This window comes from Stenotrophomonas sp. JAI102, assembly GCF_013409105.1.
Classification (GTDB): Bacteria; Pseudomonadota; Gammaproteobacteria; order Xanthomonadales; family Xanthomonadaceae; genus Stenotrophomonas; species Stenotrophomonas maltophilia_AA.
Genome location: NZ_JACCCI010000001.1, coordinates 363,040 through 376,036 on the forward strand (window position 1 = coordinate 363,040; position 12,997 = coordinate 376,036).

The 12,997-nt window shown below is 68.8% G+C and carries 15 protein-coding genes; 5 read left to right on the top strand and 10 right to left on the bottom strand.

The features are described from left to right. Position 1 precedes the first annotated feature (1 nt). The 7 genes from HDC96_RS01730 to ccmA form a co-directional block, all read right to left on the bottom strand. A complete protein-coding gene (locus tag HDC96_RS01730) occupies positions 2–613 on the bottom strand; it encodes a DsbE family thiol:disulfide interchange protein (protein WP_179458487.1) in 612 nt (203 codons plus the stop codon). A gap of 9 nt (positions 614–622) precedes the next feature. Then, positions 623–2,536 carry a heme lyase CcmF/NrfE family subunit gene (locus HDC96_RS01735; RefSeq protein WP_179458488.1) on the bottom strand — a complete coding sequence of 638 codons (1,914 nt, stop codon included), beginning with the start codon at positions 2,534–2,536 and terminating at the stop codon, positions 623–625. Then, the gene (gene ccmE, locus HDC96_RS01740) at positions 2,537–2,998 is read right to left on the bottom strand and encodes a cytochrome c maturation protein CcmE (protein WP_179458489.1); all 462 of its coding nucleotides are present in this window, start codon (positions 2,996–2,998) and stop codon (positions 2,537–2,539) included. It abuts the gene before it with no gap. After that, complete coding sequence (gene ccmD / locus HDC96_RS01745) at positions 2,995–3,180, bottom strand: heme exporter protein CcmD (protein WP_179458490.1); 186 nt, start codon at positions 3,178–3,180, stop codon at positions 2,995–2,997. The genes ccmE and ccmD overlap by 4 nt, the downstream gene beginning before the upstream one ends. Next, positions 3,177–3,941, bottom strand: a complete 765-nt coding sequence (gene ccmC / locus HDC96_RS01750) for a heme ABC transporter permease CcmC (protein WP_179458491.1) — start codon at positions 3,939–3,941, stop codon at positions 3,177–3,179. The genes ccmD and ccmC overlap by 4 nt, the downstream gene beginning before the upstream one ends. Positions 3,942–4,064: 123 nt before the next feature. Then, positions 4,065–4,760: a heme exporter protein CcmB gene (ccmB, locus tag HDC96_RS01755; RefSeq protein WP_176989437.1), complete on the bottom strand. Its 696-nt coding sequence runs from the start codon at positions 4,758–4,760 to the stop codon at positions 4,065–4,067. Further along, positions 4,757–5,386 (bottom strand): heme ABC exporter ATP-binding protein CcmA, encoded by a 630-nt coding sequence (ccmA, locus tag HDC96_RS01760; protein ID WP_179458492.1) that lies wholly within the window; start codon positions 5,384–5,386, stop codon positions 4,757–4,759. The genes ccmB and ccmA overlap by 4 nt, the downstream gene beginning before the upstream one ends. 141 nt (positions 5,387–5,527) lie before the next feature. Between ccmA and HDC96_RS01765 the strand changes: the two genes are divergently transcribed. The 3 genes from HDC96_RS01765 to HDC96_RS01775 all read left to right on the top strand — a co-directional run bounded on the left by HDC96_RS01765 (position 5,528) and on the right by HDC96_RS01775 (position 8,119). Beyond that, positions 5,528–6,676, top strand: a complete 1,149-nt coding sequence (locus tag HDC96_RS01765) for a pyridoxal phosphate-dependent aminotransferase (RefSeq protein ID WP_179458493.1) — start codon at positions 5,528–5,530, stop codon at positions 6,674–6,676. Positions 6,677–6,693: 17 nt separating this feature from the next. Next, positions 6,694–7,500, top strand: coding sequence for an amidohydrolase (locus tag HDC96_RS01770; protein ID WP_179459579.1), 807 nt, complete (start codon positions 6,694–6,696; stop codon positions 7,498–7,500). Positions 7,501–7,684: 184 nt separating this feature from the next. Continuing rightward, positions 7,685–8,119 carry a hypothetical protein gene (locus tag HDC96_RS01775; RefSeq protein WP_179458494.1) on the top strand — a complete coding sequence of 145 codons (435 nt, stop codon included), beginning with the start codon at positions 7,685–7,687 and terminating at the stop codon, positions 8,117–8,119. A gap of 177 nt (positions 8,120–8,296) precedes the next feature. On the opposite strand, the gene HDC96_RS01780 is transcribed toward HDC96_RS01775, so the two are convergent. Genes HDC96_RS01780 through HDC96_RS01790 form a run of 3 tightly spaced genes read right to left on the bottom strand, consistent with a single transcriptional unit; the run spans position 8,297 to position 12,176 of the window. After that, complete coding sequence (locus HDC96_RS01780; protein WP_179458495.1) at positions 8,297–10,099, bottom strand: pseudouridine synthase; 1,803 nt, start codon at positions 10,097–10,099, stop codon at positions 8,297–8,299. Further along, a complete protein-coding gene (gene scpB, locus HDC96_RS01785) occupies positions 10,092–11,129 on the bottom strand; it encodes an SMC-Scp complex subunit ScpB (protein ID WP_179458496.1) in 1,038 nt (345 codons plus the stop codon). The genes HDC96_RS01780 and scpB overlap by 8 nt, the downstream gene beginning before the upstream one ends. Positions 11,130–11,144: 15 nt before the next feature. Next, positions 11,145–12,176, bottom strand: a complete 1,032-nt coding sequence (locus HDC96_RS01790) for a ScpA family protein (protein ID WP_179458497.1) — start codon at positions 12,174–12,176, stop codon at positions 11,145–11,147. Between the two features lie 220 nt (positions 12,177–12,396). Between HDC96_RS01790 and HDC96_RS01795 the strand changes: the two genes are divergently transcribed. Further along, complete coding sequence (locus tag HDC96_RS01795; RefSeq protein WP_088434706.1) at positions 12,397–12,696, top strand: YciI family protein; 300 nt, start codon at positions 12,397–12,399, stop codon at positions 12,694–12,696. Continuing rightward, positions 12,693–12,962, top strand: a complete 270-nt coding sequence (locus HDC96_RS01800) for a BolA family protein (protein ID WP_070470362.1) — start codon at positions 12,693–12,695, stop codon at positions 12,960–12,962. Before HDC96_RS01795 ends, HDC96_RS01800 begins: the two co-directional genes overlap by 4 nt. Positions 12,963–12,997 lie beyond the last annotated feature (35 nt).

Genomic DNA, 12,997 nt, shown 5'->3' on the forward strand with positions numbered 1-12,997 from the left:
GTTACGGCGAGGCCGGCAGCTGCGGCTGGGCATTGGCATGGGCACGCTCCACCTTTTCCAGTTCCGGAATCAGCTGGGTATCGATGACGCGCTGGCTGAGCGCGCCGCTGTACTTCCAGCGCACCACGCCGCTGGCGTCGACCAGGAAGGTCTCCGGCGCGGCGGTGACGCCCCAGTCGATCGCGGTGCGGCCTTCGATGTCGCTCAGCACCAGCACGAACGGATTGCCCAGCTGTTCCAGCCAGCGCAGCGCATCGGCCGGCTCGTCCTTCCAGTTGTAGCCGATCACGCGCACGCGCTTGGTTTCGGCGAATTTGGTCAGGATCGGATGCTCGTCGCGACAGGCCGCGCACCAGCTGCCCCAGACATTGAGGACATAGGGGGCGCCGCGCAGTTCCGTGCTGCTGACCTTGATCTGCGGATCGTGCAGCACCGGCAGCTCGAAGGCCGGTGCGGCCTTGCCGATCAGCGCCGAGGGCAGCACGTCGCGGTCCGGTGCGCCGGATTTCATCACCCCGTAGATCATCAGCCCCAGCAGCCCGAAGAAGAACAGCACCCCGATGACGATGGCCACGGGCGGCAGCGGACGGGAGGCGGGGCGGGGATCGGACACGGGGGACTCCTAGGGACGACGGAAACGACGATCGGCGGCGGTGACGAAGCCACCCAGTGCCATCAGCAGCGCGCCCAGCCAGATCCAGCGGACGAACGGTTTGATGTGCACGCGCACGGCCCATGCATTGTTGCCCAGCGACTCGCCGAGTGCCACGTAAACATCGCCGTTGAGGCGGGCGTGGATGCCGGCCTCGGTCATCACCTGTCCGCCACTGGCGTACAGGCGTTTTTCCGGATGCAGCAGGGCCAGTTCGCGGTCGTGCTGGAGCACGCGCAGGTGGCCGCGATCGGCGACGTAGTTGGGGCCCTGTTGATGGTCCACGCCTTCGAAGCGCACTTCATACGTGCCCACCACCAGCGACTGTCCCGGTGCGAGCGCGACTTCGCGCTGCACGTTCAGGGCTTCGACCAGCAGTGCACCGGCCAGGAACACGGCCACGCCACCATGGGCGAGCAGCATGCCGACCATCTCGGCGGTGAACCTGCCGTTGCCGCGCAGGCGGGTCCAGACGAAGCGCCCGGTACCGAACGCGACCCAGGCCGCCCCGGTGACACCGGCGGCGGTCTTCAGCGCCCCCTGGGGCGCCATGAAGTAGGCGATCACGCCGAGCAGCAGGGCCAGCCCGGCCCACGGCGCGAGCATCGCCACGCGGCGCGAGGCCTGGTCGCGCTGCCAGTTGACCAGCGGCCCGAACGGCAGCAGCGCCACCAGCGGCGCCATCAGCACCACGAACAACGTGCCGAAGTAGGGCGGCCCGACCGAGACCTTGCCCAGCCCGAGCGCGTCGGCCAGCAGCGGATACAGCGTGCCGAGCAGCACCATGCCGCAGGCCGCGGCGAGCAGCAGGTTGTTGGCCAGCAGCAGGGTTTCGCGCGAGGTCGGCAGGAAGCCGCGGCGCGGATCCTCGCTGCTCAGCGCGCCGGCCCGCAGCGCATACAACAGGAGCGCGCCACCGATGACCAGGGCCAGGAAGATCAGGATGAAGGTGCCGCGCGAGGGATCGGCGGCAAACGAATGCACGCTGGTCAGCACGCCCGAGCGCACCAGGAAGGTGCCGAGCAGTGACAGCGCGAACGCCGCGATCGCCAGCAGCAGCGTCCAGCTGGCGAAGCTGCCGCGCTTTTCAGTGACGGCCTGGGAATGGATCAGCGCCGCGCCGGCCAGCCACGGCATGAAGCTGGCGTTCTCGACCGGATCCCAGAACCACCAGCCGCCCCAGCCCAGTTCGTAATACGCCCACCAGCTGCCCAGTGCGATGCCGAGGGTCAGGAAGCCCCAGGCCACGTTGGTCCACGGTCGCGTCCAGCGCAGCCAGCGCGCATCCACGCGGCCTTCCAGCAGGGCGGCGATCGCGAAGGCGAACGGCACCGCAAAGCCGACGTACCCGATGTACAGCATCGGCGGATGGATGATCAGCCCGGGATCCTGCAGCAGCGGGTTGAGGTCGCGTCCTTCCAGCGGCGCCGGGATCAGCCGCGCGAACGGATTGGAGGTGAAGATCAGGAAGGCGAGGAAGCCGATGCTGATGATGCCGAGCACCCCGAGCACGCGCGCGGAGACAACGGCGGGCAGGCGCTTGGACCACCGTGCCACCGCGCCGCACCATACCGCCAGCACCAGCGCCCACAACAGCAGCGAGCCTTCGTGTGCGCCCCAGACCGCGGAGTAGCGGTACGCCAGTGGCAGCAGGGAGTTCGAATTCTCCGCGACATAGCGCACCGAGAAATCCTGGGTCACGAAGGCCGCCGTCAACACGCCGAACGCGCCCAGCAGCAGTGCCAGCTGGGCATAGGCGGCCGGACGTGCCACCGCCATCCACGTGGCGCGGTCGCGATGGGCGCCCCACAGCGGCAGCACCGTCTGCAGCAGTGCCATCAGCAAGGCGGTGACCAGCAGGATCTGCCCCAGTTCCGGCAGCACTCAGTACGTCTCCGCTGCCGGCACGGGCACATCGTGTTTGGTATGCGCCTGGCCCATCTTGTCGGCCACTTCCTTGGGCATGTAGGTCTCGTCGTGCTTGGCCAGCACTTCCTCGGCGACGAAGCGGCCATCCCGCAGGCGACCGGTGGCGACCACGGCGGTGCCCTCGGCGAACAGGTCCGGCAGGATCCGCGAGGTGATCACCGGCAGCGTGGCGTCACCATCGGTGACCACGAAGTGCGCATCCATCGAGCCGGGCGCGCGCTGCAGTGACCCTTTGACCACCATGCCGCCGAGGCGGAACCGGGCGTGATCGCCGGCATCGCCGCGCAGCACTTCGGACGGGGTGTAGAGGTAGGCGATATTGCGCTGCAGGGCCATCGCCACCAGCGCGGTCGCCAGGCCGGAGGCGAGCACCAGCAGCATCACCCAGAGCAGGCGGCGACGCCGGACCGGATTCATCGGGTCAGCTCCGGTGCCACTGGCGGCGCGCCGCCCGCCGCCGCGCGGGCCTGTTGGCGCTGCTGGCGGCGTGCCGCCAGGCGGCGTGCCCAGCGCAGCCGCAGCCAGGAGCCGATGGCATCACTGCCCAGCACCAGCACGAACACCGCATAGGCGGCCATCACATAGGGCAGGTGGGTCATGCGCGGCGGTCCTCCAGCGGGGCACGGGTGCCTGCCGCGACCCAGGCTTTGCCGGCCTCGCGCAGCAGGTTGTCGGCGCGGGCCTTGGCCAGCAGCGAGCCGGCGAACCACAGCTTGGTCCCGATCACCATCAGCCACAGAGGCAGCGCCATGCTGGCATCCAGCGTCGATTCGCCGAACAGGCGGATGGTCTGGCCCTGGTGCAGGCTGCCCCACCATTCCACCGAATAGCGGATCACCGGCAGCAGGCTCACCCCGACGATGGACAGCAGGCCGGCCGCGCGCGCGGCGCTGCGGCGGTCCTCGATGGCGTGATACAGGCCGATCACACCCAGGTACAGGAGCAGAAGGATCAGCTCGGTGGTCATGCGCGGGTCCCAGTCCCACCAGGTGCCCCAGGTCGGCTTGCCCCAGATGCTGCCGGTGAGCAGGGTGATCAGGGTGAAGCCGGCGCCGAGCGGGGCGCAGGCCATCGCCAGGATTTCGCAGGTCTTGATCCGCCAGATCAGCGCGATCGCAGCGTACAGCGCCATCAGCGCGAACACGAACAGGCTCATCCACGCGCTGGGCACGTGGATGTAGAGGATGCGGAAGCTGTCCAGCTGCTTGGAATCGGCCGGCACCACCGCCAGCGCCTGCCAGATGCCGACCAGCAGCACCGGCACCGCCGCCAGGTAGAACACACGCGACCAGCGCGCGGCAAAGCGGTCGAAGGTAGGCGGCGAACCGAGTTGGTGGAACCAGCGGACGATCGGGTGCATGCGGCAGTGGCTATCCAACGAAGGGCGACGATGGAACGGACGTGGAGTGGCTCGGCAACGGGTGACGCGGATGCAGGTGATGCTCACAACGCAGCTCACGCCACCGACAGTACGCCATACCGCTCAACTCAGCGAGATGCGGATCGCGGCGGCTGTCGCCAGCGGGGCCAGCACCAGCGCGATCACCAGCCCGGCGCCCAGCATAAGCAGCGCGCCGATCGGGTCCTGCCCGCGTGCGACCGCCGCCACGCTGCCGGCGCCGAATACCAGCACTGGCACATACAGCGGCAAGGCCAGCAGTGCCACGAGAATACCAGAGCGCCGGATGCCGACCGTCAGCGCGGCGACCACCCCGCCGATCAGGCTCAGCAAGGGCGTTCCCAGCAGCAACGATGCCAGCAACATCGGCAACTGGTCATGCGGCAGATGCAGCATTTCCGCCAGCAGCGGCGACATTACGATCAGTGGCAGGGCGGTGGTGACCCAGTGCACCAGCACCCGCACCAGCACCAGCCAGGCCAGCGGCACCGGGGCCAGCAGCCATTGCTCCAGCGAGCCGTCCTCGGCATCGCTGCGGAACAGCGAATCCATCGCCAACTGACCGGCCAGCAGCACCGCCAGCCACATCACCGCCGCGGCCACGCGTGCCATCGCCTCCGGATCGCGGCCCAGCGCCAGCGCGAACAGCACCACCACCAGCAGCGCGAACAGCAGCGGCTGCAGGGCATCGCCACGGCGCCGCCAGAGCAGGCGCATGTCGCGGGCGACCAGCGCCCGTGCGGTCTGCCACAGACCCGGCTCGGTACCCGGCGCGATCATGCCGCCACGCCCAGGGTCAACAGGCGCGTACGCACCGGCGGGGCGGCATAGGCGCCGTGGGTGGTGACAAGCGCAGCGCCGCCGCTGCGCAGGTGCGCGGAAATCATGCGGTTCACCAGATTGATGCCGTCCAGGTCGAGATTGGCGTAGGGCTCGTCGAGCAGCCACAGCGGCGCGGGCGAGAGCCAGATGCGGGCCAGCGCCAGCCGGCGCTTCTGCCCGGCCGACAGTTGCCGCACCAGCGTTTCCTCATACCCGGCCAGGCCGACGATCGCCAGCGCATTGCCGGGCATCTGGCGGGCGCGGCGACCGTGCAGGCCACACAGGAAATGCAGGTTCTCCAGCGTGTCCAGGTCTGGCTTCAACGCGGGCAGGTGGCTCAGGTAGGCCACGTAGTTCGCCCGATCCTTGTGCCCGGCGCGCTTGCCATCGATCTCGACGTGCCCGCTCTCGGCACGCAGCAGGCCGGCCAGCACCCGCAGCAGGGTGGTCTTGCCGGCACCGTTGTCGCCCTGCACCAGCAGGGCTTCACCGGCATCGACATGCAGGTCCAGGGGGCCGAAGACGGGTTCGTCGTTGCGACTGAAGCCAAGGCCATGCGCGGCCAGCAACGGAGGGGCGTTCAAAGGGCTCAGGCTTCACACCGGGAGGGGTGTTCATTGTATCGGGGACGGGCGGCGTCGTGCCGGCCCGCGGCCGGCACGACCGTCATGGATCCGGGGGATTTCGTACACTTCGTCATCTACCCCCCTCGATCCTGCCTGCCGATGCAACCGCAAACCAAGCTGCCCAAGGTGGGCACCACCATCTTCACCGTGATGTCCCAGCTCGCCGCCGAACACGGCGCGGTCAACCTGGGCCAAGGGTTTCCGGATTTCTCCGCACCGCAGCGGCTGATCGATGAAACCATCGCCGCGATGCAGGGCGGGCTCAACCAGTACCCGCCGATGACCGGCGTGGCGCCGCTGCGCCAGGCCATCGCGCAGAAGTCGCTGGATCTGTACGGCGCGCAGGTGGATCCGGAGACCGAGATCACCGTTACCAGTGGCGCCACCGAGGCGATCTTCAATGCCATCCACGCCGTGGTCCGCCCGGGCGAGGAAGTGATCGTGCTCGACCCGGCCTACGACTGCTACGAGCCGGCGATCGACCTGGCCGGCGCACGTGCCGTGCACGTGCCGCTGGACCCGCAGACCTTCGCGGTCGACTGGGACCGCGTGCGTGCCGCGATCACCCCGCGGACCCGGCTGTTGATGGTCAACACGCCGCACAACCCGTCCGGCGCGATGCTGACCGCCGACGACATGCAGGCGCTGGCCGATGTGCTGCGCGGCACCGACATCTACCTGATTTCCGATGAGGTGTACGAGCACATCATCTATGACGGCCGCCGCCACGAATCCTCGCTGCGCCATCCGGAGTTGCGCGAGCGCGCGTTCGTGATTTCCAGCTTCGGCAAGACCTACCACTGCACCGGCTGGAAGATCGGCTATGCGATCGCGCCGCCGGCGATGACCGCCGAGTTCCGCAAGGTGCACCAGTACAACACCTTCACCAGCTTCGGTCCGGCGCAGTATGGTTTCGCCGCGATGATCCGCGACGAGCCGGAACACCATCTGGAACTCGGCGCGTTCTACCAGGCCAAGCGCGACCGCTTCCGCGAGCAGCTGCTGACCACGCGCCTGCAACCGCTGCCGGTGCCGGGCGGTTACTTCCAGCTGGTGGATTACTCGGCCATCAGCGATCTGCCCGACCACGAATTCGTGAAATGGCTGACGATCGAGAAGGGCGTGGCGGCGATCCCGCTGTCGCCGTTCTATGAGACCGCGCCCGCCGGCCAGCGCCTGGTCCGTCTGTGCTTCGCCAAGAACGATGCCACGATGGACGCGGCGATCGAACGTCTGCGGGCCCTGTGATGCGCGCCGCGACCGATCTGCAGGACCTGCGCATTTCCCTGGTCCAGGGCGATACCCGCTGGCACGACCCGGCCGGCAACCGCGCGCATTACGGCGCACTGCTGGCGCCGTTGGCCGGACCGACCGATCTGGTGATCCTGCCGGAGACCTTCACCAGTGGGTTCTCCAACGACGCCATCGACAAGGCAGAAGGCATGGACGGCCCGACCGTGGCCTGGATCCGCGAGCAGGCCGTGCGCCTGGGCGCGGCGGTCACCGGCAGCGTGCAGCTGCGGGTGGGCGAGGGCGTCTACAACCGGCTGCTGTGGGCCACCCCGGACGGCGAGCTGCGGTATTACGACAAGCGCCACCTGTTCCGTTACGGTGGCGAGCACGAGCGCTATGCCGCCGGCAGCGAGCGCCTGAGCGTGGAGTGGAAGGGGTGGCGGATCAATCCGCAGGTCTGCTACGACCTGCGTTTCCCGGTGTTCTGCCGCAACCGCTACAACGTGGAGCGCGCCGGCCAGCTGGATTTCGATCTGCAGATTTTCGTCGCCAACTGGCCGTCGGCACGCGCCTATGCGTGGAAGACGCTGCTGCGCGCACGCGCGATCGAGAACCTCTGCTATGTGGCGGCGGTGAACCGGATCGGTGTCGACGGCAACGACCTGCATTACGCCGGCGACAGCGCGGTGATCGATTTCCTCGGCCAGCCGCAGGTGGAAGTGCGCGAAACCGAGCAGGTGGTCACCACCACGATCTCGGCCGCGGCACTCGCCGCCCACCGCGCGCGCTTTCCGGCGATGCTCGATGCCGACGGTTTCAGCCTGCAGGAACGCAGCTGAAACGGTCGTGCCGGCCGCTGGCCGGCTCTGCACGCTGCTGGCGGTGCGCATTGCCGGCCAGCGGCCGGCACCACCCCGGCCGCTCGGGCTGAACGGATGCCGGATGCACGCGACGTGCATCATCCGCGCCACACGCGCACGCTGCTAGATTCGGCGCGTTCCCACTGCGTACGAGCGGACCTGCATGAAGACGTTCTCCCTGGCATTGATCGCATTGGCCGGCATCTCGGCCGTCCCGGCCGCGCAAGCTGCCGGCAACATTGATTGCGAGCTGCACTACAACCTGGCGGGCTGGTCGGTGCTGTACAAGACCGCCTCCGGCACCGGCACCATCCAGTGCGACAACGGCGCGCGCATTCCGGTCAAGATCACCGCCAAGGGCGGCGGCCTCACCGTAGGCAAGTCCAAGATCGTCGACGGCAAGGGCAGGTTCTCCGGCGCCTACTCGGTCAACGACCTGATCGGTTCCTATGCCTCCGTCGAGGCGCACGCGGGGGCAGACAAATCCAGCAATGCCCAGGTGATGACCAAGGGCGATATCTCGCTCGCCTTGGCGGGCACCGGCAAGGGCTGGGACCTGGGCGTGGGTGTGGGCCGCTTCACCATCGAACGACGCTGAGGCGTAGAGCCACGCCATGCGTGGCTGCACCACCGTCTCCGGCATGACGCGCAGCCACCCCAGGAAGCGCAGCCACCCATGGGGTGCCTCTACACGACCGGGTTGATCGCGGCCCGTGTGGACCCAACGAAAAACCCCGGCCTGAGCCGGGGTTTTTTGATCTCAGCGTATCAGTGATCAGCCGCCGCGCGGGCCGCCACCACGGTGACCGCCGCCACCCGGGCCGCGATTGCCACCGGGACGACCCCCCGGGCCACCGGGACCGCGAGCACCGGGGCCACCCGCGCCACGGTTGCCGCCCGGACCACCCGGACCGCGGTTGCCACCGGGACCGCCGGGGCCGCGCGCACTGGCGCCACCCGGACCCCGTGAACCGGGGCCGCCCGGGCCACGGTTGCCACCCGGACCACCCGGACCGCGGTTGCCCGCCGGACGCGCGCTGCCGTACGGGCTGGCGCCCGGATTGGCGTGATCGGACGGGAAGCTCGGGGCATTGCCCGGATGGCCGTACGGATGGCGCGACGGACCCTGGCCACCCTGGGCACCGCGGTTGCCACCGCCGCCCGGACCGGCCGGACGGCCCTGGCCGCCGTAACCGCCGCGGCTTTCGCCACCGCCGGCATAGCCGCCGCGACCTTCAGCGCCGCCGCCGTAGCTGCCGCGCCCCGGGCCGCCTGCGCCACCCGGACCCTTCGGCTTGCCATACGGACGGCCCTGGCCGCCGGCACCGGCGCCGGCACCCGGACCACGCGCGCCGGGACCACGGGCAGCGCCCGGGCCGGCATTGCGGTGGCCGCTCGGGCCGGTGCTGACACCATCCGGCACGTACCAGCTGCGGAACGCGGCCGGGTTGCCTTCCGGAAGCGCCCGGTTGCCCTTGTCCGGGCGGGCCTTGAACGGGCGCTGCGACTGCTTGGCCGCTGCTTCGCCGCTGACCGTCAGGCCACCCTTGAAGCCGCCACCCTTGCCACCGCGGCCACGGCCGCGCTCTTCGCGCACGTTGTCGAAACGACGCAGTTCGCGGCCTTCATCGGCCGAGTTGTGGCCGTTGACGTAGGCGTTGCCCCGGCCGCCGTCGCGCGAGACGCGCACGGTGGTCTTGGCGGCACGACGCTGGCCGATGACCGGCTGCAGGGTCAGCGCCGACGGCGCGCCTTCTTCCAGCTTCAGTTCGGCGCGCAGGGCTTCGACCTGCTTGGCCGGCAGCTCGACCGACTGGCCGCGCAGCAGTTCGCGCGGCAGGCTGACCTTGCCGTAGCGGGTGCGCTTCAGGCGGCTGACCTGGCAACCCTGCGATTCCCACAGGCGGCGGACTTCGCGGTTGCGGCCTTCCTTGACGACCACGCGGAACCAGTCGTGCGAATCGGTGCCGCCGATGCGTTCGATCTCGTCGAACTTGGCCGGACCGTCTTCCAGCGCCACGCCGCGGGCGAGGCGGTCGACGATGCTGTCCGGCACTTTCTCTTCGCCTTCCGGTGCACGCACGCGCACGACGTACTCGCGCTCGACCTCGTAGGAGGGGTGCATCATCGCGTTGGCCAGCTCACCGTCGGTGGTCGCCAGCAGCAGGCCGGTGGTGTTGATGTCCAGGCGGCCGATCGCGATCCAGCGCGCGCCCTTGAGGGCAGGCAGCGCTTCGAACACGGTCGGGCGACCTTCGGGGTCTTCGCGCGTGGTCACTTCGCCTTCGGGCTTGTTGTAGGCCAGCACGCGGGAGGTTTCGGTCAGCGCGGTGGCGACGAAACCACGGCCGTCCAGCTCGACCTTGTCGCCGCTCTTGATCGACTGGCCGGTCTGCGCGACTTCACCGTTGACCTTGACCAGGCCATCGGCGATGCGCTGTTCCAGCGCGCGGCGCGAACCCAGCCCGGCCTGCGCCAGCACTTTGTGCAGGCGCTCTTCGAGCTTGGGCTGTTCGGAGGCGGTTTCGCGCTTGAGCGAAAGCTTGTTCAACGACGGCTTGCGGGGGGTGTCACTCATTTACTTGGCTCCGGCCGGCAACGGATGCGTCGGCCTCTGGTTCGGGATCGGCTTCGTCAACAGCCACGGTCGTCTTCGCGACGGCGTTGTTTTCGGTTTCGTTCTGGGGCGCCGCGCGCTCTCCCGGCGCGGTATCGGGTTCGCCATCGCTGGCGGTCGTATCCGCGTCGTCGTCGGCAAGCGACAACGGCGCATGGGATGGGGTGTCGGAGGCGTCCGCATCGGCGGAAGCCTCGTTATTGTCCGGTTCTGCCGGTTGCTCCGCCAGCCGCGCCGAGGCCAGCGCCACGCGGGCAGCCAGCCGGGCGGCGGCAGGGTCCAGTGGGTCGGCCGGGTCCGCCGGTTCTGCAGGGTCCATCGCGTCGGCCAGGTCCGCCGGCGCCGGAGTGGCATCGTCGTTGGCCGCGTCGCTGTCCAGCTCGGCATCCGGTGTCGCAGCGCCGGCCGCCAGGCGACCGGCCGGTTGACCTTCGTTGTCCAGCGGCAGCTGCGGCTCCAGCTCACCCAGGTCGCGCAGCTCGGACAGCGGCGGCAGATCGTCCAGGCGCTTGAGCCCGAAATAATCCAGGAAGCCCTTGGTGGTGCCGAACAGCGCCGGCTTGCCGGGCACATCGCGGTGGCCGATCACGCGGATCCATTCGCGCTCTTCCAGTGCCTGGATGATGTTGCTGCTGACCGCCACGCCGCGGACCTGCTCGATCTCGCCGCGGGTGATCGGCTGGCGGTAGGCGATCAGCGCCAGCGTTTCCAGAGTGGCACGGGTGTAGCGGGTCTTGCGTTCGGTCCACAGCCGGGTGATGTAGCCATGCACTTCGCTGGTGACCTGGAAGCGGAAGCCGGAGGCCACCTCGACCAGTTCCACGCCGCGGTCCTGGCAGCCGTCGCGCAGCAGTTCCAGCGCGCGTTCGATGCTGCCCGGCGGGGCCGGTTCCTCTTCCGGGAACAGGCCCTGCAGCTGCGCCAGCGTCAACGGCTCGCTGGCCGCCAGCAGGGCGCCTTCGACAATACGGTTGATCAGCGGTTGATCCATGCGTGGGTCGGGTGCTCAGTCGGATTCGTTGGCGGCGTCGTTGTCGTCGAACTCGCTGTTGAACTGCAGCGGTTCGTTGGTGTTGCCGGCGGCCAGGGACTTGACGTAGATCGGCGCCAGCGGAGCTTCCTGGACGATGTCCAGCAGCTGTTCCTTGGCCAGTTCGAGCAGGGCGAGGAAGGTGACCAGCACCCCCAGCTTGCCTTCTTCGGCGGTGAACAGCGTTTCAAACCGGTAGAACCTGCCGTCTTCCAGACGACCCAGCACATCGCCCATCCGCTGGCGCACGCTCAGCGCCTCGCGTTTGATCGCGTGGCCGGTGAACAGCTCGGCGCGCTTGAGCACGTCGTGCAGCGCCATCAGCATTTCCTTCAGGTCCACCGGCGGCGGCAGTTTGACGGCCGCGCGGTCGGGGACGAAGGCATGGACCACGGTGGTGTCGCGGTCCTGGCGGGGCAGGCTGTCGATGTCCTCGGCGGCCTGCTTGAAACGTTCGTACTCCTGCAGCCGGCGCACCAGCTCGGCACGCGGATCGGCTTCCTCGCCCTCGACGCTGGGCGGCCGCGGCAACAGCATCCGCGATTTCACTTCGGCCAGGATCGCCGCCATCACCAGGTACTCGGCCGCCAGTTCGAAGCGCAGCTCCTGCATGACGTTGATGTACTCGACGTACTGGCGGGTGATCTCGGCGACCGGGATGTCCAGGATGTCGAGGTTCTGCCGGCGGATCAGGTACAGCAGCAGGTCCAGCGGACCCTCGAAGGCATCCAGGATGACTTCCAGCGCGTCCGGCGGGATGTACAGGTCCTGCGGAATCTGCAGGACCGGCTGTCCATGCACCACGGCCAGCGGCATTTCCTGCTGCTGTGGGGCGGGCACTCGGATTGGCGGGTTCGCGTCGAGCGCGAGTTCGGCAGTCATCAAATAGACGTCAGTATTGCAACGGACCGGTCGCCGCACCATGCCAGCGTCCGGAACGGTCCCGGGCGGCAGGATGGCAAGCCATGACACGCCTGGGTCGGCGCGATTCCACACTTCAAACAGCAAGGCGCGCCGCGATGGGCAGCGACAGAACTACGGGGAGGTCGTCTACGTGTGCCGGTGTGGGGCAGTGGGTCGGTCGTCGGCTGGCGGTGGAGCCGGGTGCCGACGGGGCGCTGCGTCCAGCCACGTGCAATGGACATAAGACTACGGGGTTGCCGCGCCAGTGTCCAGCCAGCCCCGCTAGAATGCCCGGGTTCGATTCAACAAGACCTCGGAGTTGCCCGTGTGGTATGTGATTGAAGGCTATGACGGCACCGATGTGCTGGCCGCCCGTCTGGCATCGCGCCCGGCCCATCTGGCCCGGCTGCAGGCCCTGCAGGATGAAGGTCGGCTGCTGCTGGCCGGCCCGTGCCCGGCCATCGACAGCGAAGACCCCGGTCCGGCCGGCTTCAGTGGCAGCGTGGTCATCGCCGCGTTCGATTCGCTGACCCAGGCCCAGGACTGGGCCGCCGCCGATCCTTATGTAGAGGCGGGCGTGTACGTGCGCGTCCAGGTCCGCCCGTTCCGCAAGGTCCTGCCATGAACCGGGTCGAGCGCATCCGCGAGGCCCTGCAGCAGGCGCTGGATCCCGAGCTGCTGGAGGTCAAGGACGACAGCCACCGCCACGCCGGCCACGAGGGCGCGCGGGACGGCCGCGGTCATTTCAAAGTGCACGTGGTCAGCGCGGCCTTCGAAGGAAAGCTGCCGCTGGCGCGCCATCGGGCCGTCTATGCGGCCCTGGGGACGATGATGGAGACCGACATCCACGCGTTGTCCATCCGGGCCGAGACACCGGTCAAGAATCGCTGAAACCCTTGTCCCGCCTTGTCCTGGCCAGTCCCGAA

Bases quoted from the DNA above. Each gene is read 5' to 3' on its own strand.
- HDC96_RS01765 (WP_179458493.1), top strand. From the start codon at position 5,528: ATGCAACCGCAAACCAAGCTGCCCAAGGTGGGCACCACCATCTTCACC.
- scpB (WP_179458496.1), bottom strand. From the start codon at position 11,129: ATGGATCAACCGCTGATCAACCGTATTGTCGAAGGCGCCCTGCTGGCG.
- ccmE (WP_179458489.1), bottom strand. From the start codon at position 2,998: ATGAATCCGGTCCGGCGTCGCCGCCTGCTCTGGGTGATGCTGCTGGTG.
- HDC96_RS01800 (WP_070470362.1), top strand. From the start codon at position 12,693: ATGAACCGGGTCGAGCGCATCCGCGAGGCCCTGCAGCAGGCGCTGGAT.
- HDC96_RS01780 (WP_179458495.1), bottom strand. From the start codon at position 10,099: ATGAGTGACACCCCCCGCAAGCCGTCGTTGAACAAGCTTTCGCTCAAG.
- ccmD (WP_179458490.1), bottom strand. From the start codon at position 3,180: ATGACCCACCTGCCCTATGTGATGGCCGCCTATGCGGTGTTCGTGCTG.
- HDC96_RS01775 (WP_179458494.1), top strand. From the start codon at position 7,685: ATGAAGACGTTCTCCCTGGCATTGATCGCATTGGCCGGCATCTCGGCC.
- ccmB (WP_176989437.1), bottom strand. From the start codon at position 4,760: ATGATCGCGCCGGGTACCGAGCCGGGTCTGTGGCAGACCGCACGGGCG.
- ccmC (WP_179458491.1), bottom strand. From the start codon at position 3,941: ATGCACCCGATCGTCCGCTGGTTCCACCAACTCGGTTCGCCGCCTACC.